Source organism: Streptomyces chilikensis, from assembly GCF_001642695.1.
Taxonomy (GTDB): Bacteria; Actinomycetota; Actinomycetes; order Streptomycetales; family Streptomycetaceae; genus Streptomyces; species Streptomyces chilikensis.
In genome coordinates this window covers 4,321,475-4,348,186 of record NZ_LWCC02000005.1, presented here as the reverse complement: position 1 = coordinate 4,348,186, position 26,712 = coordinate 4,321,475, and the positions used below count along the sequence as shown (strand labels likewise).

The 26,712-nt window shown below is 73.9% G+C and carries 25 protein-coding genes; 11 read left to right on the top strand and 14 right to left on the bottom strand.

Annotation, left to right across the window (positions count from 1 at the left end):
* Nucleotides 1-112: 112 nt before the first annotated feature.
* A complete protein-coding gene (locus tag A2U95_RS19530; RefSeq protein ID WP_166024300.1) occupies nucleotides 113-1,375 on the bottom strand; it encodes an extracellular solute-binding protein in 1,263 nt (420 codons plus the stop codon).
* Nucleotides 1,376-1,603: 228 nt separating this feature from the next.
* On the opposite strand from A2U95_RS19530, the gene A2U95_RS19525 reads away from it, so the two are divergent.
* Nucleotides 1,604-1,819 (top strand): dodecin, encoded by a 216-nt coding sequence (locus A2U95_RS19525; RefSeq protein ID WP_166024298.1) that lies wholly within the window; start codon nucleotides 1,604-1,606, stop codon nucleotides 1,817-1,819.
* A 90-nt stretch (nucleotides 1,820-1,909) separates the two neighbouring features.
* On the opposite strand, the gene A2U95_RS19520 is transcribed toward A2U95_RS19525, so the two are convergent.
* Complete coding sequence (locus A2U95_RS19520; RefSeq protein WP_166024296.1) at nucleotides 1,910-2,401, bottom strand: phosphatase domain-containing protein; 492 nt, start codon at nucleotides 2,399-2,401, stop codon at nucleotides 1,910-1,912.
* Between the two features lie 203 nt (nucleotides 2,402-2,604).
* On the opposite strand from A2U95_RS19520, the gene A2U95_RS19515 reads away from it, so the two are divergent.
* On the top strand, nucleotides 2,605-4,386 hold the full coding sequence (locus A2U95_RS19515; protein WP_420857004.1) for a SpoIIE family protein phosphatase: 1,782 nt from the start codon (nucleotides 2,605-2,607) through the stop codon (nucleotides 4,384-4,386).
* A gap of 94 nt (nucleotides 4,387-4,480) precedes the next feature.
* On the opposite strand, the gene A2U95_RS19510 is transcribed toward A2U95_RS19515, so the two are convergent.
* From A2U95_RS19510 to A2U95_RS19500, 3 genes are read right to left on the bottom strand one after another with little or no spacing between them, the layout of a single operon-like run.
* Nucleotides 4,481-5,230 (bottom strand): succinate dehydrogenase/fumarate reductase iron-sulfur subunit, encoded by a 750-nt coding sequence (locus A2U95_RS19510; protein WP_166024292.1) that lies wholly within the window; start codon nucleotides 5,228-5,230, stop codon nucleotides 4,481-4,483.
* On the bottom strand, nucleotides 5,227-7,173 hold the full coding sequence (locus A2U95_RS19505) for a fumarate reductase/succinate dehydrogenase flavoprotein subunit (protein ID WP_166024290.1): 1,947 nt from the start codon (nucleotides 7,171-7,173) through the stop codon (nucleotides 5,227-5,229). The genes A2U95_RS19510 and A2U95_RS19505 overlap by 4 nt, the downstream gene beginning before the upstream one ends.
* A 1-nt stretch (nucleotide 7,174) precedes the next feature.
* Nucleotides 7,175-7,882 carry a succinate dehydrogenase gene (locus A2U95_RS19500; protein ID WP_166024288.1) on the bottom strand — a complete coding sequence of 236 codons (708 nt, stop codon included), beginning with the start codon at nucleotides 7,880-7,882 and terminating at the stop codon, nucleotides 7,175-7,177.
* 92 nt (nucleotides 7,883-7,974) lie between these two features.
* Between A2U95_RS19500 and A2U95_RS19495 the strand changes: the two genes are divergently transcribed.
* The 3 genes from A2U95_RS19495 to A2U95_RS19490 all read left to right on the top strand — a co-directional run bounded on the left by A2U95_RS19495 (nucleotide 7,975) and on the right by A2U95_RS19490 (nucleotide 9,973).
* Nucleotides 7,975-8,862: a LysR family transcriptional regulator gene (locus tag A2U95_RS19495; RefSeq protein ID WP_166024286.1), complete on the top strand. Its 888-nt coding sequence runs from the start codon at nucleotides 7,975-7,977 to the stop codon at nucleotides 8,860-8,862.
* Nucleotides 8,863-9,036: 174 nt separating this feature from the next.
* On the top strand, nucleotides 9,037-9,165 hold the full coding sequence (locus A2U95_RS33390; RefSeq protein ID WP_277350918.1) for a hypothetical protein: 129 nt from the start codon (nucleotides 9,037-9,039) through the stop codon (nucleotides 9,163-9,165).
* Between the two features lie 43 nt (nucleotides 9,166-9,208).
* Nucleotides 9,209-9,973, top strand: a complete 765-nt coding sequence (locus A2U95_RS19490) for a bestrophin-like domain (protein ID WP_166024284.1) — start codon at nucleotides 9,209-9,211, stop codon at nucleotides 9,971-9,973.
* A gap of 184 nt (nucleotides 9,974-10,157) precedes the next feature.
* Here the strand turns inward: A2U95_RS19490 and A2U95_RS19485 are convergent, their stop codons facing one another.
* Complete coding sequence (locus A2U95_RS19485; protein WP_166024281.1) at nucleotides 10,158-10,652, bottom strand: hypothetical protein; 495 nt, start codon at nucleotides 10,650-10,652, stop codon at nucleotides 10,158-10,160.
* A gap of 331 nt (nucleotides 10,653-10,983) precedes the next feature.
* On the opposite strand from A2U95_RS19485, the gene A2U95_RS19480 reads away from it, so the two are divergent.
* A complete protein-coding gene (locus tag A2U95_RS19480) occupies nucleotides 10,984-11,646 on the top strand; it encodes a class F sortase (RefSeq protein ID WP_166024279.1) in 663 nt (220 codons plus the stop codon).
* A gap of 126 nt (nucleotides 11,647-11,772) precedes the next feature.
* On the opposite strand, the gene A2U95_RS19475 is transcribed toward A2U95_RS19480, so the two are convergent.
* Complete coding sequence (locus tag A2U95_RS19475) at nucleotides 11,773-12,639, bottom strand: polysaccharide deacetylase family protein (RefSeq protein WP_166024277.1); 867 nt, start codon at nucleotides 12,637-12,639, stop codon at nucleotides 11,773-11,775.
* 209 nt (nucleotides 12,640-12,848) lie between these two features.
* Between A2U95_RS19475 and A2U95_RS19470 the strand changes: the two genes are divergently transcribed.
* Nucleotides 12,849-13,394 carry a sigma-70 family RNA polymerase sigma factor gene (locus tag A2U95_RS19470; RefSeq protein WP_166024275.1) on the top strand — a complete coding sequence of 182 codons (546 nt, stop codon included), beginning with the start codon at nucleotides 12,849-12,851 and terminating at the stop codon, nucleotides 13,392-13,394.
* A gap of 134 nt (nucleotides 13,395-13,528) precedes the next feature.
* Complete coding sequence (locus A2U95_RS19465; protein ID WP_166024274.1) at nucleotides 13,529-14,035, top strand: hypothetical protein; 507 nt, start codon at nucleotides 13,529-13,531, stop codon at nucleotides 14,033-14,035.
* A 191-nt stretch (nucleotides 14,036-14,226) separates the two neighbouring features.
* Here A2U95_RS19465 and A2U95_RS19460 read toward each other — a convergent pair whose 3' ends face one another.
* Both A2U95_RS19460 and A2U95_RS19455 read right to left on the bottom strand, forming a co-directional pair.
* Nucleotides 14,227-16,323 (bottom strand): SpoIIE family protein phosphatase, encoded by a 2,097-nt coding sequence (locus A2U95_RS19460; RefSeq protein WP_166024272.1) that lies wholly within the window; start codon nucleotides 16,321-16,323, stop codon nucleotides 14,227-14,229.
* A gap of 83 nt (nucleotides 16,324-16,406) precedes the next feature.
* Complete coding sequence (locus A2U95_RS19455; protein ID WP_166024270.1) at nucleotides 16,407-16,634, bottom strand: hypothetical protein; 228 nt, start codon at nucleotides 16,632-16,634, stop codon at nucleotides 16,407-16,409.
* A gap of 145 nt (nucleotides 16,635-16,779) precedes the next feature.
* On the opposite strand from A2U95_RS19455, the gene A2U95_RS19450 reads away from it, so the two are divergent.
* Nucleotides 16,780-18,186 carry a lipase maturation factor family protein gene (locus A2U95_RS19450; protein ID WP_166024268.1) on the top strand — a complete coding sequence of 469 codons (1,407 nt, stop codon included), beginning with the start codon at nucleotides 16,780-16,782 and terminating at the stop codon, nucleotides 18,184-18,186.
* 135 nt (nucleotides 18,187-18,321) lie between these two features.
* Here the strand turns inward: A2U95_RS19450 and A2U95_RS19445 are convergent, their stop codons facing one another.
* The 3 genes from A2U95_RS19445 to glgC all read right to left on the bottom strand — a co-directional run bounded on the left by A2U95_RS19445 (nucleotide 18,322) and on the right by glgC (nucleotide 21,769).
* On the bottom strand, nucleotides 18,322-18,504 hold the full coding sequence (locus A2U95_RS19445; RefSeq protein ID WP_166024266.1) for a hypothetical protein: 183 nt from the start codon (nucleotides 18,502-18,504) through the stop codon (nucleotides 18,322-18,324).
* Between the two features lie 329 nt (nucleotides 18,505-18,833).
* Complete coding sequence (locus tag A2U95_RS19440; RefSeq protein ID WP_240957369.1) at nucleotides 18,834-20,357, bottom strand: SDR family NAD(P)-dependent oxidoreductase; 1,524 nt, start codon at nucleotides 20,355-20,357, stop codon at nucleotides 18,834-18,836.
* A gap of 182 nt (nucleotides 20,358-20,539) precedes the next feature.
* Nucleotides 20,540-21,769 (bottom strand): glucose-1-phosphate adenylyltransferase, encoded by a 1,230-nt coding sequence (gene glgC / locus A2U95_RS19435; protein WP_166024264.1) that lies wholly within the window; start codon nucleotides 21,767-21,769, stop codon nucleotides 20,540-20,542.
* A 247-nt stretch (nucleotides 21,770-22,016) separates the two neighbouring features.
* Here glgC and A2U95_RS19430 point away from each other — a divergent pair, with 247 nt between their 5' ends.
* The gene (locus A2U95_RS19430) at nucleotides 22,017-22,955 is read left to right on the top strand and encodes a DMT family transporter (protein WP_166024262.1); all 939 of its coding nucleotides are present in this window, start codon (nucleotides 22,017-22,019) and stop codon (nucleotides 22,953-22,955) included.
* Here the strand turns inward: A2U95_RS19430 and A2U95_RS19425 are convergent.
* Together A2U95_RS19425 and A2U95_RS19420 are read right to left on the bottom strand one after the other, a co-directional pair.
* Nucleotides 22,925-24,268, bottom strand: a complete 1,344-nt coding sequence (locus A2U95_RS19425; RefSeq protein ID WP_166024260.1) for a transglycosylase family protein — start codon at nucleotides 24,266-24,268, stop codon at nucleotides 22,925-22,927. The two genes, A2U95_RS19430 and A2U95_RS19425, sit on opposite strands and share 31 nt — an antisense overlap.
* Nucleotides 24,269-24,837: 569 nt before the next feature.
* Nucleotides 24,838-25,515 (bottom strand): aspartate/glutamate racemase family protein, encoded by a 678-nt coding sequence (locus A2U95_RS19420; RefSeq protein WP_166024258.1) that lies wholly within the window; start codon nucleotides 25,513-25,515, stop codon nucleotides 24,838-24,840.
* 109 nt (nucleotides 25,516-25,624) lie between these two features.
* On the opposite strand from A2U95_RS19420, the gene A2U95_RS19415 reads away from it, so the two are divergent.
* Nucleotides 25,625-26,683, top strand: coding sequence for a hypothetical protein (locus A2U95_RS19415; protein WP_166024256.1), 1,059 nt, complete (start codon nucleotides 25,625-25,627; stop codon nucleotides 26,681-26,683).
* Nucleotides 26,684-26,712: the final 29 nt, after the last annotated feature.

Genomic DNA, 26,712 nt, shown 5'->3' with positions numbered 1-26,712 from the left:
GGCACGGTGCGGTGCGGGGCACGGTGCGGTGCGGGGCGCGCGCGTGCCGCGGGGCCGGCCGTGGACCCGCGGCACGCGGTGACCGGCCCGTGGACCCTCGCGCCGCGGTCGGTCAGCCGTGGAGCGGGTTCAGCGCCTCGGTGATGGCCTTCGACGCCTTCCCGGCCTCGCGGCGGGGGTCCCCGCCGTTCAGGACGGCCGTCATGTAGCGCTTGATGGGGTTGTCCGCCTCCACCTCGGCCCACTCGGGCGTGGAGGGGGTGGCGCGGCCGTGCGCCGCTCCCTCGGCCATGGCGGCGACGCCCTCGTTGCCGGCGACGGCGCCGGCCAGCTTCTCCTTGTTGGGGACGTAGTTCATGGTGCGCGCCAGGTCGGTGGCCCACTTCTCGCTCACCAGCGCGCCGATCACGTCGACGGCCCCCTCCGGCTGGTCGGTGTTGCGGGGGACGATCAGGTCGGAGCCGCCGGTGAAGACCGCTCCGGGCCTCTCGGCGGTCTTGCCCGGGACGGGGAAGTAGCCGATGGTGTCCTCCAGTTCGGGGTTCTCGGCGAGGATCGTCCGGACCACGCCCGGCACGGCGATGATCTGGGCGACCTTCCCCCCGGCGAACACCCCGGCCTGCGGCGGGTGTTCCTCGTCGGCGTCCACGGGGCCGTCGCCGAGGGCCTGGAGCTGCCGGTAGAACTCCATTCCGCGCAGGGCCTCTTCCGTGTCGAGGGCGCCCTTCCACCCGTTGGAGCGCCGGACCGCCAGGTCGCCGCCCTCGTCCCAGACGAACCCGGAGAGCGTGTACCAGTCCTGGCCGGCCAGGTAGATGCCCTGGGTGTCCGCGCCGTCGAGCCGCCGGGTGGCCTCCAGCCACTCCTGACGGGTCTTCGGCGGTTCGGTGATCCCGGCCCGCTCGAACAGGTCCTTGCGGTAGACCACCACCCGGTTGGCCGCGTACCAGGGGATGCCGTACTGGTGGTTGCGGACCCGGCCGGGGTCCGTGAGACCGGGCAGGCAGTCGTCGATGCCCCAGTCGCGCACCGCCTCCAGGGTGAGGTCGAACAGCCGTCCCTCCACGTACTGCGGCACCTGGGTGTTGCCCACCTCGATCACGTCCGGGCCGTCCGGGGCGTCCTCGGGCTCCATGGCCGCCTGCACCTTGGGGCCGATGCCGGTCCACTCCTGGAGGCGGACGTCCAGCCGGATGTCCGGGTGGGCCGCCTCGAACTCGGTGGTGAAGCGCTGCAGGAAGTCGTCGGAGGCGGTGCCCTTCATCAGCCACACGGTGACCGTGCTCCTGGCCGGTGCGCCGGGGAGCATTCCGCAGGCGGCGGTGGTCATCAAGGCGGCCGAGGCGCCCATGAGTGCGAGGAGAGGACGTCTCACGGTGGTCCTGTTCTGTCAGGTGCAGGAAGACCCGTGGGGGGACGAGCGCGGGCGGCTCGGGCAGGTGCCTGGATTTTGGTATGGACCAATGGGCGCGTCAAGGCCCGCCCCCACCCGGACGCGGCCACGGGCAGCGGCGACGCCTCGCGAACCGTCCCGGCATGGGGCACGGTGGAGGGAGGCCGGGCGTCACCGTCCCCCGCGACGCCCAGGAGAGGAGTCGTCTCCATGTCGGACAACGTCTACCGGGTCACCGAGATCGTCGGCAGCTCCCACGAGGGGGTCGACCAGGCGATCCGCAACGCCGTCTCCCGCGCGTCGAGGACGGTGCGCAACCTCGACTGGTTCGAGGTCACCCAGGTGCGCGGGCACATCGAGAACGGGGAGATCGCGCACTACCAGGTGGGGCTCAAGGTCGGCTTCCGCATCGAGGAACCGGAGTAGGCGGGACGACGGCGGGTCCGGGGAGCCTCGCTCGCCGGGGAGCCGCGGCGGCCGAGGGGGCGGCGCCCCGTACGGGCGCAACCCCGCCGCTCAGGTCCGGCCCTCGCGCTCCTGGGCCTCGCGCAGGCCCTCGGACGCCTCGGCGGCCCAACGGGCCGTGACCACGTGGAAACCCGCGCGCCGCGCGTCGTCGCAGACCAGTTCGTCGTCGTCGACCAGCATGCGGATCTCCCGTTTCCCGGCGAGTTCGCGGAGGACCTCGAGCTTGGTGCGACGGGCCGGGCGGCGGTCGCGGTCGCGCCGCATCCGGAGGCGGCCCTCGGGCAGCCCCTGGGCCGCGAGCCAGTCCAGGGTGTCCTGGCGGCACCGTTCGGGGCGGCCGGTCAGGTAGAGGACCTCGCAGTCCCGCGCGGCCTCCAGGGCCAGGGCGACGCCCTCGGCCAACGGCGGGTCCTTCGGGGCGGCGTCGAAGAAGGCGTCCCAGTCCTTGGGCCTGGTCTCCAGGAAGCGCTGGCGGTGCGCGGTGTCCGCGAGCGTGTTGTCCAGGTCGAACACGGCGAGGGGGCGTCGGGTCTCCTTCACGCCTCCAGACTAGGGCCTGGCCGGCGGGGACCGGGGGCACGCCCGGGGAGGGCCGCGTCCGGCCGGCTCCACGGGCGGGGGCGTCCGGCTGATCTCCGTGGCGAGCAGGAGTCACATCGGTCCGTGCGGGCACCATGGACGGACCGGACCGGGCCGGGGTCGATCGGCCCCGGCCCCGAGAGCACTGGGAGGCGTCGGGACCGATGGCGGACCACGAGGACGGCACACCGCCGCGGCCGGAGGCCCCGGCGTACATGGGCCGGACACTCGCCGCGTTGTCCGCGCCTGCGTACATCGCCACCGAGGCGGGGACCATCCTCGCGGTCAGCTCCGCCCTCGAGGAGCTGGTGGGCATGGAGGCCGCCGCGATGGTGGGCCAGGACGGCCACGACCTGCTGCACCGCAACGAGCACGGGGGACACGCGGCACGCGCGCAGTGCGGGATCCGGGAGGCCGGTCTGGCCCGGCGGACCGCGCAGGGGGAGCGCATGTGGCTCGGGCGCGCGGACGGCTCGGTGGTGGAGGTCGGGTGGCTGGCCACCGGATGCCAGGTGGACGCGCCCGATCCGATGGCGCTGGTGATCTTCACACCGCGTTCCGGCCACGGGGCGGACCCCGGCCGGGAGGGCACGGCCGGCGCCACCGACGCCGTCGGGCACCCCGCCCCGCACGGCGGGCCACTCTCCGAGCTCGAGCGGCTCGCCCTCCTCGCCGAGACCACGACGCGGCTGACCAGCACCCTCGACGTCGACGAGGCGCTGCGCAGGCTGACGCACCTCATGGTGCCCCGGCTCGGGGACTGGGCCGTCATCGACCTGATCACCCGGAACGCCGAGGTGACCCGGTTCGCCGTCGCGCACCAGGAGAACGGTGCGGTGGTGCGCCGGCCGGACCTCGAGGGGCCGATGCCCCCGATCCCCCCGGTGTCCCCCATGCCGCTCTCGCGGGCCCTGCGCGGAGCCGCCTCCGCGCTCGCGGGCCCGGAGACCTACCACGGGCCGCCCGACGCGGACATCGCCGTCGCGCAGCGCCGCCTGTTCGACGTCACCGGCATGCACTCCGCCGTCATCGCGCCCATCCGCGGCCTGCGCGAGGTGCTCGGCGCGCTCACCCTGGGGCGCAGCGAGCAGCCGGAGCCGTACGGCCCGGCCCACCTGACGCTGCTCGAGGACATCACCCGCCGGGCCGGGCTCGCCCTGGACAACGCGCGCCTGTACGAGCGGCAGCGCACCGTCGGCCAGACGATGCAGCGGTACCTGCTGCCCCAGCTGCCGCGCGTGCCCGGGCTCGGCCTCGCCGCGCGGTACCGGCCCGCGCCGGAGGCCTCGGAGGTCGGCGGCGACTGGTACGACGCGTTCGTCCTGGGGGACGGCGCCCTCATGCTGGCCGTCGGGGACGTGGTGGGGCACGACCTGGAGGCGGCGGCGGGCATGGCGCAGCTGCGCAACATGCTCCGCGCCTACAGCTGGTCCGAGCAGGACCCGCCGAGCAAGATCGTCGAGTGGCTCGACCTGGCGTGCATGAACATCGCGGAGGTCTCCATGACCACGCTGATCTGCGGGCGGCTGACCTGCTCCGCGGACGGGCGGTACCAGCTGTCCTGGACGAACGCCGGTCATCCGCCGCCACTGCTCGTCACCCGGGACGGCACGGCCCGCTACCTCGCCGACGGGCACGGTCCGCTGCTCGGTCTCGGCATCAGTCCCGTGCGCCCCGACGGGGTCGCGGTCCTGCCTCCGGGCTCCACCCTGGTGTTCTACACCGACGGCCTGGTCGAGTCGCCGCGCGACTCCATCGACGAGGGCCTCGACCGCCTCCGCGCGAACGCCGCCTCCCTGGTCCACCGGGACCTGGACGACTTCACCGACGAACTCCTCGAGCGCTCCCGCCCGCCGCGCAACGAGGACGACGTGGCGATGCTGGCGGTGCGCGTCCCGGCCGAACCCGCGGCGAGGCCGCCCCGGTGGCGGCCGCGGACCGGCTGAGCCGGGGCCTTCCGTGGGAGGGCTTGGCGGGACCGGTATGAGCACCACGCCGGTCCCGCCCGTCCGCACCTCGTCGGCGAACGTTCCGGGCGGCCTACCGCCGCGCCCCCTTGGCCGTGGCGCGGAGCCACTCGCGGTTCATGTCGGTGATGGAGGACAGCGGGATGCCCTTGGGGCAGACCGTGGCGCACTCCCCCGCCAGGGTGCAGCCGCCGAACCCCTCGGCGTCCATGCGCTCCACCATGTCCAGCACCCTCGTCCCGCGTTCGGGCGCGCCCTGCGGAAGGACGTTCAGGTGGTTGACCTTCGCGGAGGTGAACAGCATCGCGGCCCCGTTGGGGCAGGCCGCCACGCACGCCCCGCAGCCGATGCACTCGGCGTGCTCGAAGGCGCGGTCGGCGTCCGGCTTCGGCACGGGCGTGGCGTGCGCCTCGGGGGCGGCGCCGGTCGGCGCGGTGATGTAGCCGCCCGCCTGGATGATCCGGTCGAACGCGGACCGGTCGACCACCAGGTCCTTGACCACCGGGAAGGCGGCGGCCCGCCAGGGCTCGACGTCGATGACGTCGCCGTCCCGGAAGGACCGCATGTGGAGCTGGCAGGTGGTGGTCCGCTCCGGCCCGTGGGCGTCGCCGTTGATGACCAGGGAGCAGGCGCCGCAGATCCCCTCGCGGCAGTCGTGGTCGAAGGCGATCGGGTCCTCGCCCTCCAGGATCAGCCTCTCGTTGAGGGTGTCGAGCATCTCCAGGAAGGACATGTCGGGGGAGATGCCGTCCACCTGGTACGTGGACATGGCGCCTTCGTCGGCGGCGTTCCGCTGCCGCCAGACGCGCAGGGTGAGCCTCATGCGTAGCTCCGCTGGGTGGGGTGGACGTACTCGAAGACCAGGTCTTCCTTGTGCAGCACGGGCGCCGTGCCGGTGCCGGTGAACTCCCAGGCCGCGGCGTAGGAGAACTCGTCGTCCTTGCGCGCCGCCTCGCCCTCGGGGGTCCGGGACTCCTCGCGGAAGTGACCGCCGCAGGACTCGGTGCGGTGCAGGGCGTCCAGGCACATCAGCTCGGCGAGTTCCAGGTAGTCGACGATCCGGTTCGCCTTCTCCAGGGACTGGTTGAACTCCTCGCCGGTGCCGGGCACCTTGATCCGCCGCCAGAACTCCTCACGGATCCGCGGGATCCGCTCGAGCGCCTCGAGCAGGCCTGCCTCGTCGCGCGCCATGCCGCAGAACTCCCACATCAGCTCGCCGAGTTCGCGGTGGAAGGAGTCGGGGGTGCGGTCGCCGTCGACGGCCAGCAGCCGCTCCAGCCGCTCCCGGGTCGCGGCCACCGCCTCGCGGACGGCGGGGTGGCCGGCGGTGACGTCCTCCTCGCGGGGGTTGCGGGCGAGGTAGTCGTTGAGGGTGGCCGGCAGCACGAAGTAGCCGTCGGCCAGGCCCTGCATCAGGGCGGAGGCGCCGAGCCGGTTGGCGCCGTGGTCGGAGAAGTTGGCCTCGCCGATGGCGAACAGGCCGGGGACGGTGGTCTGCAGGTCGTAGTCGACCCAGAGCCCGCCCATCGTGTAGTGCACGGCGGGGTAGATCCGCATCGGGACCTCGTACGGGTTCTCCGCGGTGATCCGCTCGTACATCTCGAAGAGGTTGCCGTACTTCTCCTCGACCTTCCTCCGTCCCATCCGGCGGATGGCGTCGGCGAAGTCGAGGTAGACGCCCTGGCCGCCGGGGCCCACTCCCCTGCCCTCGTCGCACACGTTCTTGGCGGCGCGGGAGGCGATGTCGCGGGGGACCAGGTTGCCGAAGGAGGGGTAGACGCGTTCCAGGTAGTAGTCGCGCTCCTCCTCGGGGATCTCGTTCGGCGACCGGTCGTCGCCCCGGGCCTTGGGCACCCAGATGCGGCCGTCGTTGCGCAGCGACTCGCTCATCAGGGTGAGCTTGGACTGGTGGTCGCCGGTGCGCGGGATGCAGGTGGGGTGGATCTGGGTGAAGCAGGGGTTGGCGAAGTGGGCGCCGCGCCGGTGCGCCCGCCAGACGGCGGTCGCGTTGGAGTTCATGGCGTTGGTCGACAGATGGAAGACGTTGCCGTAGCCGCCGGTGGCCAGGACGACCGCGTCGGCGAAGTAGGTGTCGATCCGCCCGGTGACCAGGTCGCGGGCGACGATGCCGCGGGCGCGGCCGTCGACCACGATCAGGTCGAGCATCTCGGTGCGCGGGTGCAGTTCGATGTTGCCGGCCGCCACCTGCCGGGAGAGCGCCTGGTAGGCGCCGAGCAGGAGCTGCTGGCCGGTCTGGCCGCGGGCGTAGAAGGTGCGGGAGACCTGGACGCCGCCGAAGGAGCGGTTGTCGAGCAGGCCGCCGTACTCGCGGGCGAAGGGCACGCCCTGCGCGACGCACTGGTCGATGATCTCGACGGAGATCTGGGCGAGGCGGTGGACGTTGGACTCGCGGGCGCGGAAGTCGCCGCCCTTGACCGTGTCGTAGAAGAGCCGGTGGATCGAGTCGCCGTCGTTGCGGTAGTTCTTCGCCGCGTTGATGCCGCCCTGGGCGGCCACCGAGTGGGCCCGGCGCGGGGAGTCCTGGAAGCAGAACTGGACGACCCTGTAGCCCTGTTCGGCGAGGGTGGCGCCGGCCGAGCCGCCCGCCAGGCCGGTGCCGACGACGATCACGGTGTGCTTGCGCCGGTTGGCCGGGTTGACCAGCTTGGCCTCGAAGCGGCGCCGGTCCCAGCGCTCGTGGACGGGCCCGGAGGGCGCCTTGGTGTCGGCGACGGGCTCGCCGGTCGTGTAGCGGATGTAGGACATGTCAGCTCACCACTCCGGTCATGACGCCCACGGGGACGGCGACGAAGCCGGCCGTGAGCAGCAGCGCGAGAAGGTTGGCGGCGGCCTTCAGGAAGCGGTCGCGGGCCCGCCCGCCGGCGCCGAGGGTCTGGGCGGCGCTCCAGAAGCCGTGCCGGATGTGCAGGCCGAGCGCCAGCATGGCGACGATGTAGATGACGTTGCCGTACCAGGTGGAGAAGGAGTCCACGACGTTCTGGTAGGGGCGCCCCTCCTGGAAACCGCCGGTGTGGACGTGGCCGGTGGTGAGGTCCAGGATGTGCCAGACGATGAACAGGCCGAGGATCACGCCGCCCCACCGCATGGTCCGGGTGGCGTAGTCGCTGCCGCGCTTCTTGTGGACGTACTTGGCGGGGCGCGCCCTGATGTCGCGCCGGCTGAGCTGGTAGGCGGCCGTGGCGTGGGCGACGACCGCGGCCACCAGCACGACCCGGATGATCCACAGGGTCCACCCGTAGTGCATGAACGGCTCGCCGACGGTGCGGATCCAGTGGCCGTAGGCGTTGAACTCCCCCGGGCCGAAGAAGACCTTGAGGTTGCCGATCATGTGGGCGACCAGGTACAGCAGCATGATCAGACCGCTGGCGGCCATCACGGCCTTCTTGCCGACGGTCGAGTCCCACACCGCGCGCGTCCTGGACGGTCGTCGGTCCGTCCCCGTTGCCAGAGCCATGCAGCGAAGGTACGACCGCCTGGGCCGATCGGTCCAAGACATGATGTGCCTCGATCCGATAGGTACAGCCTATCCACGCCTATCATCGCGGGATGCACCTGCAGCAATTGCGTTATTTCGTGGCGGTCGCCGAGACCCGGCACTTCACCCGTGCGGCGGAACTCGTCCACGTCGCGCAGCCCTCGCTCTCCCAGCAGATCAAGGCGCTGGAGCGGGAGTTGGGGGCCGATCTGTTCCTGCGGGCGCGCGGGAACATCACTCTGACGGACGCCGGCGAGACGCTGCTGCCGCTGGCGCGGCGGATCCTGGCGGACACCGAGACGGCCCGCCAGGAGGTTCAGGAGGTGGCCCAGCTGCGGCGCGGGCGGGTGCGGCTGGGGGCGACGCCGAGCCTGTGCACCGGTCTGCTGCCGGACGTGCTGAGGGCCTTCCACGACCGGTATCCGGGGGTCCAGCTGCTGGTCGAGGAGGGCGGCTCGCACGACCTGGTGCGGGAGCTGGCGCGGGGCGCGCTGGACCTGGCGCTGGTGGTGCTGCCGCTGCGGACGCCGTCGCCCGCGCTGACCACGGTGGAGCTGCTGCGGGAGGAGCTGGTGGTGGTCTCCTCTCCGGAGTCCCCGCCGCCGGGGCGGGGACGGGGCAGGGCGCGGCGGGTGCGGATCGCCGACCTGGAGGGGGAACGGCTGGTGATGTTCCGCCACGGCTACGACCTGCGCGAGCTGACCGTGGAGGCGTGCCGGGCGGAGGGGTTCGAGCCGGACTTCGCCGTGGAGGGCGGCGAGATGGACGCGGTGCTGGGGTTCGTCCGCGCGGGCCTGGGGGTGGCGGTGGTGCCGCGGATGGTGGCGGGGCGCACGGGGCTGCGGGTGACGCCGCTGGCGGCGCCGGTGCTGTCGCGGACCGTCGCGCTGGCGCACCGCAGCGACGTGGCTCCGCCGCGGGCGGCGCGGGAGCTGCAGCGGCTGCTGCTGGAGCGGTGAGGGTGACCGCGTCCTCCACGCGCGACCGGTCCCCGGGGCCCTGGCGGCCCCGGGGGCGGCGAGCCGCGGGCGCCGCCCGCACGGGCCGGGCGCAGGCCGGCGCCGCCCCCGCCCGCGGCGGAGCCCGCGCCCCGGCCGGCGCCCGGCAGGACCGCCGCCCCGTCCGCCGAGCCGGTGTCCTACCCCGTCCGCAAGGCGGCGGCGCCCTCGCTGCCGCCCCGCCCCCGGCGTTCGCTCGTCTCGCTCGCCCTGCTGGTCACGGCGCCCGCGGTGATCGCGGTGGCCGCGCTGCGTCCCCGGTGACCCCGCTTCCCCTCCCCGCTCCGCTCTCCTCCAGGAGGAACTCTTGCCGGAATGGCTCGTACTCGCCCTCGCGATGGCCGCCGCGTGCGCCGTGGTCATCGTCGTCGCCGTCATCCGGGAGCGCACCGCCCGGGAGGACGACGACCCGGACGACACCCCTGACGTGATCGAGTACATGACGATGATGATCGGCGTGGTCTACGCGATCGTCCTCGGCCTGGCGATCGCCGGCGTCTGGGAGGCCCGCAGCGCCGCGCAGGAGCACGTGCGCGCCGAGGCGATGGCCCTGCACGAGATCTCGGAGCGGGTGCGGCCCTACCCCGCGGAGGTCCGCGAGCGGATCCGGGACGACGTGCACGCCTACGTCGACCAGGTGGTGAACACCGAGTGGAAGGCGATGGCCGAGGAGGGGGAGCTCACCGGGCGGGGGACCCGGCTGCTGGAGCGGCTGCGGCACGACCTGACCGACTACGAGCCGGCGTCGGACTTCGAGGCGCAGGCGTACCAGCCCCTGCTGGACCAGGTGACCGTCGTGGACCAGGCCCGCGGCGCGCGGGCGGACGCCACCCGGGCGACGATGCCGGGGGTGGTGTGGTTCGGACTGGTCATCGGGGCGATGGTGACCATCGGCATGGTCTTCGCCCTGCAGATCCGGCGCACGGCGCGGGAGCTGGTGCTGGCCGGGCTGTTCTCGGCGCTGATCGCGTTCCTGCTCTTCCTGGTCTGGGACTTCGACGCGCCGTTCAGCCGGGGCATGGACGTGGACGCCGGGCCGTTCACCGCCCTGTTCCCAGGCGTCACGACGTAGCCGCGGCTCCCCGGTCCCTCCCGGGGCGAAAGCCCCGGCCGGAGGACGGATCCGGGCGCGGACACGGGCGGACGGCCCGTACCCGGGAGAGCGCACACGGGAACGGCGTCCCGCCCCGGCCCCACGAGGGGGACGGGGGACGGGACGCCGCCGCGTGCGACGTTCCCCGGAGCGCGGGACAGGTTCAGACGCGGCTCTCCGCGCGACGGCGCATCCAGAAGAAGCCGCCGCCGAGGCCCGCGGCGGCGACCAGCCCGCCGCCGATCGCGATGTCGGTGGGCGTGGCACCCGTGAGGGAGCTGCCGCCCAGGCCGCCGCGGACACCGCCGAGGACGGTGAAGGCGTTCGACCGGGTGAGGGTCTTGCCCTCGCCGCAGCGCACGGTGATGCTCTGCGCTCCGGCGGTGGCGTTGGAGTTGACCCGCACGGTGGCCGTGGACTTGCTGCTGCTGCCGCTGACCGGGGTGAGGGGCGTGGACGGGAAGGCCGGCGAGGTCACGGTGGAGCCCGGCATCCGGCAGGCGCTGCCTTCGACCGTGACGGTCAGCTGTCCACCGGGAGCGATGGTGCTCGGACTGACCGAGATGCTGGTCGGGTCCGACCAGGCGCCGGCAGTCGGGGCGGCGAGCCCGATGGCGGCGAACGCGGCGGCCGAGACCGCCAGGGCACGTGTACGCATGTGTTCCTCCGCGGAAGGCGCCCCGGGACCCGTCCCCGGTCGATCGGCGAGAAAGCGCCTCCCAGTCAGACCCTCGGACGACCCTTGTCCGGCCGCATTTCGGCCATCGGCCGTCCTGGTGAGCCGACACGCCGACGGAGAACCCGGAAATCGCCATATGCGCAGGTCACGAAGGAGCAGGAATTTTCTTTCCGGCCGACCCGGATGGCGGACCGGCGCGTTTCCGTGCCACCCGTTCGCCCCTGCCCCGATGCCGGTTCCGCGCACGCCGCCTAGCGTTCTGGTATCGCGACAGGCACGGCGACGGCCGCGTCGAGAGGGGAATGGCGAAATGTCTGCGTCCGAACTGGCGGAAGAGGAGGAGCGGCCCGGACGGCGTGCGCCCTGGGGCGTGATGGCGCTGGTGCTCCTCACCGGGCTCGCGCTCATCCGGAACGGCTCCGGGGAGTTCGACACCGGCCCTCCGCAGCCCGCCTCGGTGGCCGCCGCGGGCACCCAGGTCCGCCCCCAGGCATTCCCCGGCGCGCCCGCGCCGCTGCCGTACTCCGAGGTGGACCGGGTGCGGATCCAGGCGATCCGGGTCGACGCCCCGGTGATCCCGGTCAGCCTGGACCCCGACGGCTGGGTGGCCGCCCCGCCGCCCGAGGACCCCAACCTGGCCGGCTGGTTCACCGGCGCGGTGACGCCCGGCGAGAAGGGCACGGCCGTGGTGGTGGGCCACGTCGACAACGCGCAGGGACCGGCGGTCTTCTACGGCCTGGGCGCCCTGAAGCAGGGCAACCGGGTCGAGGTGCTGCGCAAGGACGGAAAGCTCGCCGTCTTCGAGATCTACGGCATCGAGGTCTACGACAAGAACAATTTCCCCGGCGAACGCGTCTACGGTTCCACCGGAACGCCCGAGTTGCGGGTCATCACCTGCGGCGGCGGCTATTCCCCGCAGGAGGGATACGCGGGGAACGTCGTGGTCTTCGCCCGCATGGTCGAGGTCCACTGAATTCCGGGGTCCACCGGATTCCGGGAGGACGCGGGAAGGCCGGGAGAACGGGACAGGGCCGTCCGGCCCGTCCGAGTTTCCGCTCGGACGGGCCGGACGGTTCTTCCCGCGCGTCCCGGACAGGACCTAGACCGCGCGGCGGCGCGGCACGGCGACGTGGTACCCCTCGTCCAGCAGCCGGGGCAGGTAGCGCCGCAGCGCCTGGACGCTCTGCGAACGGTTTCCGCCGGCGTCGTGGGAGAGCACCACGGCACCGGGTGACGCCTGTTCCTCGACCCGGGCGGCGATGGCGCCGGCGCCCGGGGTGCGCCAGTCGAGGGTGTCGACGGTCCAGGCCATGGGCTCCATGCCCAGTTCCGCGCCGAAGCGGTAGGCGTCCCGGTTCCAGGCGCCGTAGGGGGCGCGGAACCATGCGGGGCGCGCCCCGCAGGTCCTCTCGACGATCTCGCTGGTGCGTTCCATCTCGCCGCGCACCGCGGACCGCGGGAGCCGGGTGAGCAGCGGGTGCGACCAGGTGTGGTTGCCGACCACGTGCCCCTCCTCGGTCATCTGCCTGACCAGGTCGGGGTGGGCCTTGGCCATGTTCCCGCAGACGAAGAACATGGCGTGGATCCGGTGCTCGCGGAGGGTCTTCAGCACCTGCGGCGTGTAGCGGGGGTCGGGACCGTCGTCGAAGGTCAGGACGACGGTGCGGCCGAGGCCGCCGACGCGGAGGAACGGCTCGTCGCGCACCGGGGTGCGGGCGGGCCGGCCGGGCGGCGCGGCGAACCCGGCCACCGGGCTCAGGCGGTAGGAGGACGACACGGGCGAACGGGCGCCCCCGGGAGAGCCCGGGATGCCCGCGGCCCGGCCGGACGTCCCGCCGGCGGCACCGGCGGAGGGGGTCTCGGTGGAGGAGAAGAGGGAGGTGACACCTGCCGTGCCGGCCGCGGCGAGGGCGGAGGCCCCGGCGATCAACGCGCCCCTACGGGACAGCATTCGGTCCAATTTCATGATTAATCAGTCGCCCGGCCCAACGTTCGTCGCATCCCGGGTGGGCGTGGCGTGGCGGTTTTGCACCCTTGCGGAGCACGGGACCGGCGTGTCGTGCGGACACCTCCGGACGACCGCTCGTCGCACCGCTCGGCGACGCGTTCGACCGTCCGCCGCAGATCCGCGCGCGGCCCCTGTTTCGCCGCCACGGCGTGGGGTGGCATACGGCCATGACGGCCGGAACCACCATGACCCGAGGAACGACCGCCGAGCACGAGCTGGCCCGGCTCCAGCGCGAGCACGGGCGGCCCCTGTTCGCCCTGCTGCTGAGGCTGTGCGACGGCGACCGGCAGCGCGCCGAGGACCTGGTCCAGGAGACGCTGGTCCGGGCCTGGCAGAACCCGGACGCGCTGCACGACGACGCCTTCGACTCCGTGCGCCCGTGGCTGCTGACGGTGGCCCGCAGGCTGGCCATCGACGCGCGCCGGGCCCGGCAGGCGCGTCCCGCCGAGGTGGGTGACGCGGTGCTGGAGACCGCGCGGGTCTGCGCGGACCACGCGGACCGGTCGGCGGCGATGCTCGACGTCCGGGAGGCCGTGAGGCGGCTGTCGCCCGAACACCGCGACGTGCTGGTGCTGGTGTACTTCCGGGGCGCCAGTGTGGCGGAGGCGGCGGCCGCCCTGGGGATACCGGCCGGAACGGTCAAGTCCCGTGCCTACTACGGGTTGCGGGCCCTGCGCAGGGTGCTTCCGGGTTATGCGCCGGACCTGCGCTGAAACCGCCGGCCGGGTCAAGTCTTCTTAAAGCGCCTTGCCGACGACCGTGGTTGAGTAATCGGCTGTTCCCATCGGTTCGTTCCGGACGGAAGGAGCCGTCCGGCGGTGCGTCCACCGGAGGAAGGCAGGCAGGCATGGTGAGCAGAGGGCACGACCGGTCGGAGCCGGACCGGCTGACGGTTCCGATGGCGTGGTTGTACGCCGAGTACATCGCCGACGAGCTGCTGCGGTCGGGGGACCTGATGCCGCCGACCTCGTTCGAGTACCGGGCGGGGCGGGACGCGCTGGCCCTGACGGTCTTCCTCTCCGACCTGGAGGGCGAGCTGAGCGGCGTGCAGGTGGTGACGCGGCTGGAGACCTGGCGTTCCCTGACCGCCCACGACCAGCCCTGGCAGGACTGGGTCCGCGAGCGGCTGGCCGCGCTCTCCGCCGGGGCGGCCGCGCACGGCGGCCGGCCGGGTCCGGACCTGCGGCTGGCGCTGGCCGCCTGGCGCTGGCTGGAGGAGACCGAGCTGCTCGCCCCCGACCTGGACGCGGTGCCGGGCGGCGGCCCGGTGCCCGGGGAGGACGGCCCGCAGCGGTGGACCCCGGCCTGGCAGCTCGGCCTGCCCCTGGGGCACCTGGCCATCCACCTGTTCTGAGACCGGTCCGCCGGGCGGCCTCCGGGAGCACCGGGCCGCGGGGCCGTGCCGCCCGGGCAGCCGGTACCGCCGACGGCCGGCGAGCGGGCCGCCGCCGGAGGGGAGGCCCTCGAGGGCCTCCCCTCCGGCGGTCCGGTCATGCCACCGGACCGCCACGGGGCGCTCCGGCCCGTCCGCGGCGGCGCGGCGCCTCACCCGCCGTCCGGACCGCCGCGGGTGTCGGGCGAGGTCATGTCGAACTCGCACCACACGCACTTGCCGCCGCCCCGGGCCTCGACGCCCCAGCTGTCGGCCAGCAGGTCGACCAGCATCAGCCCGCGGCCGCTCATCCCCACCGGGCCGGGGTCCCGCCGGTGGGGCAGGGCGCTCGAGGTGTCCTCCACCTCGATCCGCAGCAGCCGCCGCGGCCCGAGGAGGACCCGCAGGGTGACCGTGGCGCACCCCTCGGTGTGCATCAGGGCGTTGGTGATCAGCTCGTCCGCCGCGAGCTCGATCTCGTCGGCCCGCTCCACGGTGCCCCAGGCCCGTACGGCGGCGCGGATCATGTGGCGGGTGTCGGCCAGCGCGTCCGGGTCCCCGGGGACGACCTGCTGCCTGAGCTGTCCGCCGGTCCGCTGCCCTCCGGGCCCCCTGCGGCGCAGCAGCAGGAGGGCGACGTCGTCGTCCCCTCCCCTGCGGTCGGCGCGCTCGATCAGGGCGTCGGCGAGGCCGCGGACGTCGTCGGGGCCCTGGGAGATGTAGTCCATCAGCTCCTGCACGCCGACGGAGAGGTCGTCGCCGGGAAGCTCGACCAGCCCGTCGGTGCAGAGCACCAGGGTCTGGTGGGTGGAGAGCTCGAAGGTGGTGACCGGATAGGTGAGGGCGCCGAACTCGGCGGAGAGTCCGAGCGGCAGGCCGCCTTCGACGGGGATGCGGCGGCAGGCTCCGTCGCCGCCGCGCAGGATCGGGTCGAGGTGTCCGGCGCGGACCATCTTGACCACGCCGCTGGTGGGGTCGACCTCGGCGTACAGGCAGGTGGCGAACCGGTCGGTGTCCAGTTCGTGGAGGAAGACGGAGGCCCGGGCCATGACGGTGCCCGGCGTGTGCCCCTCGGTGGCGTAGGCGCGCAGCACGATCCGCAGCTGGCCCATGACGGCCGCGGCGTGGGTGTCGTGGCCCTGGACGTCGCCGATCACGGCGCCGACCCGGCCGCCGGGGAGCGGGATCAGGTCGTACCAGTCGCCGCCGATCTCCCGTCCGGCGGCGGGCGAGCGGTAGCGGACGGCGATGTCGGCTCCGGGGACGCTGGGGATGGTGCGGGGCAGCATGGCCTGCTGGAGGCCCTGCGCGAGGTCCATCTGCTGCTCGTAGAGCATGGCGCGCTGGAGGCTCTGGGCGAGGCTTCCGGCGAGCGCGCCGAGCAGTGCCCGGTCCTGCGGGGTGAAGCCGCGGCGTCCGCTGTAGAGCAGCCCGGCCGCGCCCACCGCCTTGCCCTCGGCGATCAGCGGGAGGTAGGCGGCCGAGGTGACGTGGAGGTGGGCCAGCTGCTCCCAGAGCAGCGGGTAGCCGACCGCGAACTCCCGGGGCGACTCGATGTAGCGGGGCCTGAGGGTGCGGACCACCTCGCTCATGGGGTACGGCTCGTCCACCCGGGTGATGCGGGTGCCGGGAACGGCGTCCTGCGGCTCCTCGGTGACCAGGACGACGCGGTCGCCCTCCACCATGCCCAGCACCACCAGGGAGACGCCCAGCGGGGTCCTCTGGTGGGCCTCGCCCAGCACCCGGAAGACGTCGCGGACGGTGCGGGCCGCGGAGAGGGCGGCGGTGAGGGTCTGGACGACGTCGGTCTGGCGGCGGCGCGCCTCGTCCTCGACGGCCTGGTCGAGCCGGGCCTCGCTCTCCCTCAGCTCCTGGGTGGCGTCCCTGACGATGCCGAACACCCGGTGGGCGTGCCCGTTCTCGTCGCGCCGGATGTAGCCCTGCGTGTGGGTCCAGTGCAGGCTGCCGTCGCGGCGGCGGACGCGGAAGTAGGCGCCGTAGTTCTCGTCGCCCTCCTTGATGGCGCGGTTCACCGCCTCGTCGAGGCGGGTGCCCTCCTCGACGGGCACCCGGGGGCTCAGCGATTCGGGGGTGCCGTCGAACTCCTCGGGCCGGAGGTCGAAGATCTCGTGGGCCCGGGCGTCCATGTGGAAGCGCCCCGCCGCCAGGTCCCATTCGAAGCTGCCCATGCGGTTGAGCGCCAGGATCGGATACGGGCTGTCGGGCCATCCCTCCGGGGGTGAGGTCTCCGCGGTGTCCCCATCAGCCATGGAGCCCACCTTGCCAGGATTTGTCCGTTTCTTCGAGTCGTTCCCCGCTTCCGGCCTCCCCCGGGGCGCGGCGGGAGTCCCGCTCAGTCACCGAAGACGTCGGTGGGACTGCCGAAGACGCTGTCCGCGTCCACGACGTCGACCCTCCCGGAGGTCACTCCGGACACCGCGCCGCCTTCGACGACCCCGCCGTCCGGCCGCGCGTCCTTCTGCGCCCCAGCCCCGCCGGCCCGCTCCCCCGCGGGCGAGGCGCCGAGCAGGGCGAGCGGTACGGCGCAGGCCACGACGGCGACTCTGATCGGTGCGCGCACGGTGTCCTCCCACTCGGTTCGGGGCACTTCGTCACCATTGTCTGCCGCGCCGGGTGCGGTCGCGCAAACGGAAGCGGGCGTCACGCGCGGCGACCGACGCGGGGGCGCGGCGGTCGCGACGGTCGTGGGAGAGGAGTGCCGGATCGTGGAGTGGTTCACCGCACCGGAGTACTGGACGGGCCGCCTGGTCTTCCAGCGGGGCCTGGCCGCCGTCTACCTGGTGGCCTTCCTGTGCGCGGCGCTGCAGTTCCGGCCGCTGATCGGCGAGCGGGGACTGACGCCCGCCCCCCGTTTCCTCGGCCGGACGACCTGGCGGCAGGCCCCGACCCTGTTCCGGTTCCGCTTCTCCGACCGCCTCTTCGCCGCCTGCGCCTGGGCGGGGTGCGCGGTGTCGGCGGCGCTGCTCGCCGGGGCGGGCGACCTCGTGCCGCTCTGGGCGTCCATGCTGCTGTGGCTGGTGCCGTGGGCGCTGTACCTGTCGGTCGTCAACGTCGGGCAGACCTGGTACGCGTTCGGCTGGGAGTCGCTGCTGCTGGAGACCGGCTTCCTCGCGGTGCTGCTGGGCAACGACGAGGTGGGGCCCCCGGTGGTGGTGCTGTTCCTCCTGCGGTGGCTGCTGTTCCGGCTGGAGTTCGGCGCCGGGCTGATCAAGATGCGCGGCGACGCGTGCTGGCGCGACCTCACCTGCCTGTACCACCACCACGAGACCCAGCCGATGCCCGGGCCGTTCAGCCGGTTCTTCCACCTGCTGCCGAGGCCGCTGCACCGGGTGGAGGCGGCCGCCAACCACGTCACCCAGCTGGCCGTGCCCTTCCTGCTCCTCACCCCGCAGCCGGTCGCCTCCTGGGCGGCCGCGCTGATGATCGTCACCCAGCTCTGGCTGATCGCCTCGGGCAACTTCTCCTGGCTGAACTGGCTGACGGTGGTGATCGCCCTGCCGGCCGTCAGGTGGCCGGGGGACGCCGCGCCGCGGCCCGCGCCCGGAGCACCGCTCTGGTACGAGATCACCGTTCTGGCAGCGGCCGCCGTGCTGCTGTGGCTGAGCCGCAGGCCGGCACGCAACCTGCTCTCCCGCCGGCAGGCGATGAACCGCTCCTTCGACCCGCTCCACCTGGTCAACACCTACGGGGCCTTCGGGAGCGTCACCCGGGTGCGGCACGAGGTGGTGGTGGAGGGCACCGACGACGACCGGCCGCGGCGGGAATCCACTTGGCGCGCCTACGAGTTCAAGGGGAAGCCGGGCGACGTCCGCAGGCGCCCGCGGCAGTTCGCGCCGTACCACCTGCGGCTGGACTGGCTGATGTGGTTCCTGGCCCTGTCCCCCGTGCCGGCCCGGTGGTTCACGGCCTTCGTGGAGAAACTGCTGGAGGGCGACCGGGAGACGCTGCGGCTGCTGCGGGCCTCGCCGTTCCCGCCCGGGGAGCCGCCGCGCTGGATCCGCGCCCGGCTCTTCCGCTACCGGTTCGCGACGCGCGCGGAGCGGCGGGAGACCGGCGCGTACTGGGTCCGCGAGTACGTCCGCGACTTCCTGCCGCCCACCCGGCTGTCCTGAGCCGGACGCCGTCACGGCCCGGCCGCCGGGGAACTCGCCCCTGGGCCACGCGACCGCCCGGCATGCCGGACGGCGGCCGGTCGTGGGACCTGCCGCCGTCGTGTCGGCGCCGTGCCTCGTACCCGCCCGCGTCCGTCAGTCGACGCTGGGCAGGATGTGCGGTTCCGCGAGGTCGTCCTCGTACCCGGCCAGCCTGATGGGCGCGGAGCGCGCCCACACCTCCAGGCTGCCCAGGGGGCCGTCGCCGTCGGCCGCGATCCGGCCGGCGGGCGCTTCGCTCGCGATCGTCGTGGTGGACGTGGTCTTCTCCGGTGTCACCGCGCACTCCTCATGTCTGAATCACCCTCGGGACGCGGCGCCGTCGTTGTGCTCGACGCCCGGGCGCCTCCCGGGTGCGGGTCGGTAGGGAGGGCGTTCGAGCGCGGTGGCGCCGGCACCTCGTCGCGGGCAGGCCGGCGTGTCCGGCTTGTCCGGTGACGGACGGGCGCGGAGCCGGTGGGGCCCGTCGTCCTGTCCGTCCGTCCCAGGTTAACCAGATGAGCGGGCTCCCGCTCGATAGCGCCGAAAACTTTGCGTAACCGTTCCATGTCACGCCGTTCCCGGCCCCTGGTCCGGCCACCCGGCCCGGCCCGGTCACACGGTCCGGGTCACCACTTGCCGGGCGCGTAGTCCTTCAGGAAGACGCCGTACAGGTCCTCGCCCGCCTCGCCGCGCACGATCGGGTCGTAGACCCTGGCCGCGCCGTCGACCAGGTCCAGCGGGGCGTGGAAACCGGCCTCGGCGAGGCGCACCTTGTCCGGGTGCGGACGCTCGTCGGTGATCCAGCCGGTGTCGACGGCGGTCATCAGGATGCGGTCCTTCTCGAACATCTCCTGCGCGCTGGTGCGGGTCAGCATGTTCAGGGCCGCCTTGGCCATGTTGGTGTGCGGGTGTCCGGCGCCCTTGTAGCCGCGCTCGAAGACGCCCTCCATGGCGGAGACGTTGACGATGTAGGTGCGGCGGTTCGGCGAGGCGGACATGGCCTGGCGGAGCCGGCTGATGAGGATGAACGGCGCGGTGGAGTTGCAGAGCTGGACCTCCAGCAGTTCCACCGGCGTGACCTGCTCGACGGACTGCACCCAGCTGTTGGTGTCGTGCAGGTCGGGCACGAGGCCGCCCGCGTCGATGGCGGTGCCCGCCGCTATCCGCTCCAGGGAGGCCGAGCCGGAGACCAGTGCCAGGTCGGTGACCTCCTGGGCGCTGATCGCCCCGCCGCCGGCCACCGGCAGGGCGGCGACCGCGCCGGAGCCGAACGCCCCGATGACCCGGGCGGCCGGCAGCTCGCCCTTGGGCAGCGGCGCCGACTCGGCGGCGAGCAGCTCGCTGTAGGCCTGCGGGGAACGGCGCACCGTCTGGGCGGCGTTGTTGATCAGGATGTCCAGGTGGCCCTGGGCGGCCACCGAGTCGGCCAGCGCGACGACCTGGGCGGGGTCGCGCAGGTCGATGCCGACGATGTCGAGCCGGTGGATCCACTCGTCGCTGTCCGGCATCGCCTTGAAGCGCCGGATGGCGTCGTTGGGGAAGCGGGTCGTGACGGTGGTGTGCGCGCCGTCCCGGAGCAGGCGCAGCGCGATGTACATGCCGATCTTGGCCCGGCCGCCGGTGAGCAGCGCGCGCCGGCCGGTCAGGTCGGTGCGGGCGTCGCGCCGGGCCCGGTTCTCGTCGGCGCACCTCGGGCAGAGCTGGTGGTAGAAGTAGTCGACCTCGACGTACCGGTCCTTGCAGGTGTAGCAGGAGCGCGGGCGCTGGAGCACGCCGGCTATCCGGCGGCCCTCGTCGACGGAGGAGGACGGCAGGATCCCGGCCGTCTCGTCGTCGATGCGCTGCGCGGAGCCGGTGGCGGTGGCCTCGGTGACGGCGCGGTCGTGCGCGGTCTTGGCGGCGCGGCGTTCCTGGCGGCGGCGCTGCTTGACCGTCCGGTAGATGTGCGAGGTGGCGCGGCGCACGGCGATCGCGTCGGGGTGGTCGACCTCGATCCGGTCGAGCTCCTCCAGGACGCCCAGGCAGACCGCCAGGCGCTCCGGGTCGATGCCCGGGCCCCACTCCTGCTGGGCGGGGATCCGGATCTCCGCCGTGCCGTTCTCCCCCGGGTCGCGCGTGGCAGTGCCCTGGCCGTCGTCCGTCACCGTCATCGCCGCTGTGTTCCTCGCGTCACTCGCCCGGCCGCGTGACCCGGTCGAGCGACCGCGCGGCTCCCACATGGAAGGGGTGGGAGCCGCTCGGCGCGTTCTCGTCCGATTCCGTCCCACCTGGTGGGGAGGATACTGACGGCCGGGAGCGTCCGCCAAACGGATGACGGCCGGGGCGTCGCGTCTCACATCGGCGCGGGTACGGGCTGGCCCTTCTCCAGTACCACGACGCCGTTGTCGGAGACCGTGTAGAGCTCGGCGTCGCGTTCGGGGTTGACGCCGATGGTGGCTCCGGGCGGGACGTCGATGTTCTTGTCGAGGATGGCGTTGCGCACCACGGCGCCCCGGCCGATGCGGACCTTGTCGTGCAGGACCGAGTTCTGCACCACGGCGTCCGGCTCGACGACCACGCCCGGGGAGAGCACGGAGCGGGTGACCTGTCCGCGGATCAGGCAGCCGGCGCTCACGATCGACTCGGTGGCGTTGCCCCCGGCGTTGAAGCGGGCCGGGGAGAGCATCGGGTGGTGGGTGTAGATCGGCCAGTCCCGGTTGTACAGGTTGAACACCGGCCGGTCGGCGAGCAGGTCCATGTGGGCGTCGTAGTAGGCGTCGATGGTGCCGACGTCCCGCCAGTAGCCCTGGTCGCGCTTGGTCTCGCCGGGGACGTGGTTGGTGCTGAAGTCGTAGACGGCGGCCTGGCCGCTCTCGGTGAGCATGGGCAGGATGTCGCCGCCCATGTCGTGGTCGGAGTCCTCGTTCGCGGCGTCCTTGTGCAGCGCCTCCACCAGCACGTCGGTGGTGAAGATGTAGTTGCCCATGGAGGCGAGGATGGAGTCCGGGTCGTCGGCCAGGCCCGGCGGGTCGGCCGGCTTCTCCAGGAAGCGTTCCACGGTCCGGCCGTCGGCGGACGGGGTGATCACGCCGAACTGGGAGGACTCCGAGCGCGGCACCCGGATGCCGGCCACCGTCGCGCCCGCGCCGCTCTCGATGTGCTGGCGCAGCATCTCCCGGGGGTCCATCCGGTAGACGTGGTCGGCGCCGAAGACGGCGACGTAGTCGGGCTGCTCGTCGCGGATCAGGTTGAGCGACTGGTGGATGGCGTCGGCGCTGCCGAGGTACCACTGCTTGCCGAGCCGCTGCTGGGCGGGCACCGGGGTGACGTAGTTGCCGAGCAGGCTGGACATGCGCCACGTGGTGGTGATGTGCCGGTCCAGCGAGTGGGACTTGTACTGGGTCAGCACCGCGATGTGCCGGATGTCACCGTTCACCAGGTTGGACAGCACGAAGTCGACGAGGCGGTACGTCCCGCCGAAGGTGACGGCCGGCTTGGCCCGGTCCGCCGTCAACGGCATCAGGCGCTTTCCCTCGCCGCCTGCCAGCACAATGCCGAGTACGGATGGCCCACCACGACGCATCGCCGCTCCTCTCACGGTTCCCCCGCCCCCCTTGGTCATGATCCGGGTGCCCCCGGCCACGACCTGCTAAGCCTGGCGGATCACGCACGCCGTGTCACCCGTCCGGGGGAGGACGGCGTCTTTCCGGGTATTCCACCGTCAGGAGGATCCGTGAAGACGGAAGAACGCCTCCGGGACGACGACGGGAAAGAGGCGTGACCGGCATCGTGTGGTCCGTGCAGTGTGAATCAACGCCGGAGGGCGGCCGATGAGCGCCCTGATGTGGTCCGTCCTCCTCTCCCTCGTCTCCGCGGTGGCCTACGCAGGCGGGGCGATCGTCCAGGAGCGGGTGGCCGTGGCCAAGGGTGCCTCCGCCCCCCTGGGGGATCCGGTGTGGTGGTCGGCGGTGGCCCTGAACGGGCTGGGGGCCGCGCTCCACGTGGCGGCGCTCGCGCTGGGCCCGCTCAGCGTGGTGCAGCCGCTGGGCGCGCTGACCATCGTGTTCGCCCTGCCCATGGCGGCGCTGTTCGTGGGCCGGGCCGCGGGCGACCGGACCGCCTGGCGGGGGGCGCTGCTGGCGACCGGCGGGCTGGCGGGGCTGCTGGCGCTGGTCTCCGGTTCGGGCACCCGGACGCCCGGCGGCGGGGAACGGATCGGGCTGCTGGTGGTGACCGCGGCCGTCCTGGCGCTGCTGCTGGCGCTGGCGCGGGGCTCGCGCACGCACCCCGCGCTGCGGGCCGCGGCGCTGGCCACCGGGTCGGGCGTCGCCTTCGGGCTCGGCTCGGTCTTCACCAAGGCGGTGGCCGCCGACCAGTCCGACGGGTTCGTCCTCTCCGGCCTGCCCTCGGTCGCGGCGGTGGTGGCGCTGTCGGCGGCGGGACTGCTGCTCTCCCAGTCGGCCTACCACGCCGGCGGTCTGCACGCGCCGCTGGCCACGCTGACCGTGGTCAACCCGGTGGCCGCCACGGTGGTGGGGCTGGTGCTGTTCGGCGAGTCGTTCCGCATGGGCGGCCTCGGGGCGGCCCTGGCGACGGGCTGCGGTCTGGTCGCGGCGACGGGGCTGGCGCTGCTGTCGGTGGGCCGGGCCCGCGCGGAGGTGCCGGCGCAGGGGAAGCCGGAGGCCGGCGACGGCGCCGCGGCCGGGCGGGGCGCCCGCCGCCGCGGCCCCGGACGCGGTCACATGGCGACGCCGCCCGCCCGCAGGTAGGCCACCGGGTCGATGTCGCTGCCGAAGCCGGGGCCGGTGCGGACCTCGAAGTGCAGGTGGGGGCCGGAGCTGTTGCCGGTGGAGCCGGAGCGGCCGATCCGCTGCCCGGCCTCCACGGACTGCCCGGACCTCACGGAGATCGCCGACAGGTGGGCGTACTGGGAGTAGCGCCCGTCGGGGTGCCGGACCACCACCTGGTAGCCGAACGAACCGCCCCAGCCCGCCGTGACGATCTGGCCCGCGCCGATCGACCTCACGGCGGTGCCCGTCGGCACGGGGAAGTCGACGCCGGTGTGGTAGCCCTTCGACCAGGAGGAGCCGCTGGCCCGGTAGGCGGTGCCGAGGGCGGCGCTCACCGGGGCGACCCTGCCGCGCGTCGCGGCGGGGCGGGCGTCGGTCCGCTTCTGCTCGTCGCTCTTCTTCCGCCCGTCGCTCTTCCCCGCCTCGGGCGCCTTCGGCCGCGGCTTCTCGGGCTCGGCCTTCTTCTTCTGCTGCTGCCGGGCCTTCTCCCGGTTCTGCTGCTGCCCGGCCTTCTCCCGGCTCTCCGGCTTCTCCCCGGCGGACCGGTCGGGCCGCGGGGCGGGGGCCGCTCCGTCCGGCATCCGCAGCCGCTGGCCCGGCATGATCAGGTCGGGGTCCGATCCCACGGTGGACCGGTTGGAGGCGTAGAGGGCCTGCCAGCCGCCGTCGACGTCACGGGTGTCCGCGATGCCGGAGAGCGTGTCGCCGCGGACGACGGTGTACATGTCGGTCTTCCCGGCCCGGGACTGCGGCGGGGTCTGCGGGCTGACGTCCTTCTTGTCGGCGCTCCTGGCTCCGGACCGGGTCTCGGTGCCGGTCGAGGCCGCGGTGCCGGACGCGGCTCCGGTCGCCTTCCCTGCGGGGGCGGCCTTCGACGCGCCGCCCGGTCCGTCGCCGAGTTCCGGCGCCGGGCCGCCGCGGGCCAGGCCGGCGCGCTGCGAGCAGACGGGCCAGGCGCCCGGCCCCTGCACCTTCAGCACCTTCTCGGCGACGGCGATCTGTTCCGCCCGGGTGGCCTGGTCGGCGCGCGGCGCGTAGGCGCGCCCGCCGAAGGACTCCCAGGTGGACTGGCTGAACTGCAGCCCGCCGTAGTAGCCGTTGCCGGTGTTGACGTCCCAGTCGCCGCTCGCCTCGCAGGCGGCCACCCGGTCCCAGGTGGAGGCGTCGGCCGCCTCGGCGGAGCCGGCCCCCATCAGGGGGAGCGCGATGCCCGCGCCACCGGCGGTGACGGTGAGCGACGCCCGGTTGAGTCTGTTGGGCTGGTACCGGCGGTGCCGACCGCGTGCGGCCATGTGGTGCCTCCTCGACACGTGTCAGGAGACACAGAACGTAAGCGCAGTGACAGAGGGTCACAAGAAGGAAACCGGCCGCCTGCGCGGGACCGCATGCCGGTGAACCCCCAGTTGGCGGATATCGCCGGACGAATATGCCGGGGTGAACGCGGGGTGGGGCGTCTGGCGCGAAACCGCCGGACGCCCCTGAGGTTCACGTCACAGCCCCGGCCCTCCCGCCCGCGGCGGCCCGGGTTCCGGGTCGGGCACCGGCTCCGGTCCCGGGGGTTGCGGGATCGGGGACGGCGAGGGTCCCGGCGGAACGGGCCCCGGACCCGGTGGGGTGGGCCCGGGCCCCGGAGGCGTCGGCCCCGGCGGGGTCGGTCCGGGCGGTTCGGGTGTCGGCACCGGGTTGGGACCCGGCTCGGGCACGGGGTCGGGGAACGGGTCCGGCCCGGGTCCCGGCCCTGGGGCGGGACCGGGCGCGGGGAACGGCTCGGTCATGGCGTCGTCTCCCATCCAGTCGGCTCCGGCGGCGCCGCGCCGGCTTCTGGACTCCTTCCACACCTGCCCGCTCCGGGCGAACCCACTCACCCCGACGACGCATCGGCTCGCGCGAGCGCGCCGGCCGCCGCCCGCGCGGCCGCGGCGAGGCCGGTCCTGGGGCCGTCGGGCACCGGGACGGCCGAGGTGACCAGTCCGCGTGCCGGGGCCATGGACGCCTGGGCCAGCACCACCGCGTCGGCGTCGCGGATCCCGTCGACGAAGCCGGCGACCGCCCGCAGGTAGCCCTCGGTGTCCCCCGCCTCGAAGCGCGCCCAGGCACCCTCCACGAGCAGCGCGCGGACCTCGACCGGTCCGCCGGCCCGTGCCGCCTCGTCCCGGACCAGGGCCGCACTCGGGCCGAGGGTGCTCTCCACGGCGGCGACCACGGCGATCCGCCGCCCGGCGGCCACCGCGGCGGCCGCCATGGGCCGGTCCACCCGCAGCACGGGCACGCCCACCCTGGCGGAGGCCCGCTCGGCGACGTCGCCGATGGTGGAGCAGGTGCACAGCACGGCCCGCGCGCCGTCGGCGACCGCCCCGGCCAGCGCCCGCGTCACCGCGCCGGCGACCGCGGCGGGTCCGTGCGCGCGGGCGCGCGCCAGCAGGTCCTCGTCGACGAGGTGGCGCAGTCCCAGGCCCGGGTGGCCCTCGTCGCGCAGGGCGTCGAAGACGGGGACGTGGACGGGCGAGGTGTGCAGGAGGGCCAGGTCGGCTGCGCTCATGGGCCCACCCTGCCAGACGTCGGCCTCCTTCTGCCATTCACCGTCAACTGGGCGTGATTGCGGGAGAGTTGGGGAAGTGTGCAGGATTTGCCGCACAGGGTCCGTTCCGATGCCGACACCGGGAGCCGCCGTGGAGTACCCCGCCCGTCCCGTCACCACCGTCGCCCTGCCGCTGGGCCCCTGCCGGGAGCGGGACCTGTGGACGCAGCGGGGGCCCGGCGGTCCGCTGCTGGTCCAGCGGGGCGACGAGGAGCTGGTGGCGGTGCGGGTGGACGGGTCGGGCGCCGTGGCCCGTTTTCCCGCGCCGTGGCCGCGTGGCTTCGGAGGCGCGGCGGTCTCCCCGGACGGCTCGCTGGCGCTGTTCGCGGGGGTGCACGCGCTGCGCGCGGTGGAGCCGGACGGGACCATCCGCTGGGAGTCGGGGCACGACTGCTGGGCCGACGTCGTGTGTCCGGTGCGGCACTCCTCGTTCGCCGAGTACGCCGACGACCCCGGTCACCGGGGCTCGGACGGCGGTTCCGCGGCGTTCTCGGCGGACGGGAAGCTGGTCTGGGCGCACGTACGGGTCCACGAGGGCGGGGGCGAGGAGGCCGGGGAGCGGTGGGCGGTCCTCGACGCGGCGGACGGCGCCGTGCTGGGGTCGGCGGGGACCGGCACCTTCGGGGCCGGCCACCACTGCCCCCACCCGGACCCGTCGCGCATGGGGCTGAGCGTGGGGCAGGGCGACGAGGACTCCCCCGCGCTGTGGGGGCGTTGGGACGGGCGGACGCTCACCTTCGAGCGGTTCGACGAGGAGGTCCTGCTGGCGGCGGCCCCCTCCGGGGAGCGGCTGCTGACCGTGGACACCTCGCAGGCGGTCCTGCGTCTGCGTGACGCGGCGGGAGCCGCCGCCCCCGTCCGGGCCCCCCGCGACCCCTGGGTGACGGACGAGGAGCGGATCCTGTGGGCCCTGGAGGCGGCGTTCCCCTCGGAGGACGCGATCGTGGCGGCCACGGAGACGGCCGGGGAGCCCCGCCACTGGCTGGTGGACGCCCGGACGCTCGCCGTCCGGGGGCCGATCGGCTACCCCGTCCCGGTGTCGGGCCTTCCCCGCCCCGCGGGCCCGGGCGTCTGGTCGACCGGTTCCGCCGACCTGTCGGCCGTCCACCTCTGGGCGCTCGGCTCCTGACGGGGGGCGGCGCCGGGGAGCGTGGCCGG

Coding starts and splice junctions, on each gene's coding strand:
- A2U95_RS19415 (WP_166024256.1), top strand. CDS start 25,625: ATGCCGACACCGGGAGCCGCCGTGGAGTACCCCGCCCGTCCCGTCACC.
- A2U95_RS19470 (WP_166024275.1), top strand. CDS start 12,849: ATGACGGCCGGAACCACCATGACCCGAGGAACGACCGCCGAGCACGAG.
- A2U95_RS19510 (WP_166024292.1), bottom strand. CDS start 5,230: ATGAGGCTCACCCTGCGCGTCTGGCGGCAGCGGAACGCCGCCGACGAA.
- A2U95_RS19475 (WP_166024277.1), bottom strand. CDS start 12,639: ATGAAATTGGACCGAATGCTGTCCCGTAGGGGCGCGTTGATCGCCGGG.
- A2U95_RS19420 (WP_166024258.1), bottom strand. CDS start 25,515: ATGAGCGCAGCCGACCTGGCCCTCCTGCACACCTCGCCCGTCCACGTC.
- A2U95_RS19460 (WP_166024272.1), bottom strand. CDS start 16,323: ATGGCTGATGGGGACACCGCGGAGACCTCACCCCCGGAGGGATGGCCC.
- A2U95_RS19525 (WP_166024298.1), top strand. CDS start 1,604: ATGTCGGACAACGTCTACCGGGTCACCGAGATCGTCGGCAGCTCCCAC.
- A2U95_RS19430 (WP_166024262.1), top strand. CDS start 22,017: ATGAGCGCCCTGATGTGGTCCGTCCTCCTCTCCCTCGTCTCCGCGGTG.
- A2U95_RS19495 (WP_166024286.1), top strand. CDS start 7,975: ATGCACCTGCAGCAATTGCGTTATTTCGTGGCGGTCGCCGAGACCCGG.
- A2U95_RS19485 (WP_166024281.1), bottom strand. CDS start 10,652: ATGCGTACACGTGCCCTGGCGGTCTCGGCCGCCGCGTTCGCCGCCATC.
- A2U95_RS19425 (WP_166024260.1), bottom strand. CDS start 24,268: ATGGCCGCACGCGGTCGGCACCGCCGGTACCAGCCCAACAGACTCAAC.
- A2U95_RS19515 (WP_420857004.1), top strand. CDS start 2,605: ATGGCGGACCACGAGGACGGCACACCGCCGCGGCCGGAGGCCCCGGCG.
- A2U95_RS19465 (WP_166024274.1), top strand. CDS start 13,529: ATGGTGAGCAGAGGGCACGACCGGTCGGAGCCGGACCGGCTGACGGTT.
- A2U95_RS19440 (WP_240957369.1), bottom strand. CDS start 20,357: ATGACGGTGACGGACGACGGCCAGGGCACTGCCACGCGCGACCCGGGG.
- A2U95_RS19505 (WP_166024290.1), bottom strand. CDS start 7,173: ATGTCCTACATCCGCTACACGACCGGCGAGCCCGTCGCCGACACCAAG.
- A2U95_RS19480 (WP_166024279.1), top strand. CDS start 10,984: ATGTCTGCGTCCGAACTGGCGGAAGAGGAGGAGCGGCCCGGACGGCGT.
- A2U95_RS19500 (WP_166024288.1), bottom strand. CDS start 7,882: ATGGCTCTGGCAACGGGGACGGACCGACGACCGTCCAGGACGCGCGCG.
- glgC (WP_166024264.1), bottom strand. CDS start 21,769: ATGCGTCGTGGTGGGCCATCCGTACTCGGCATTGTGCTGGCAGGCGGC.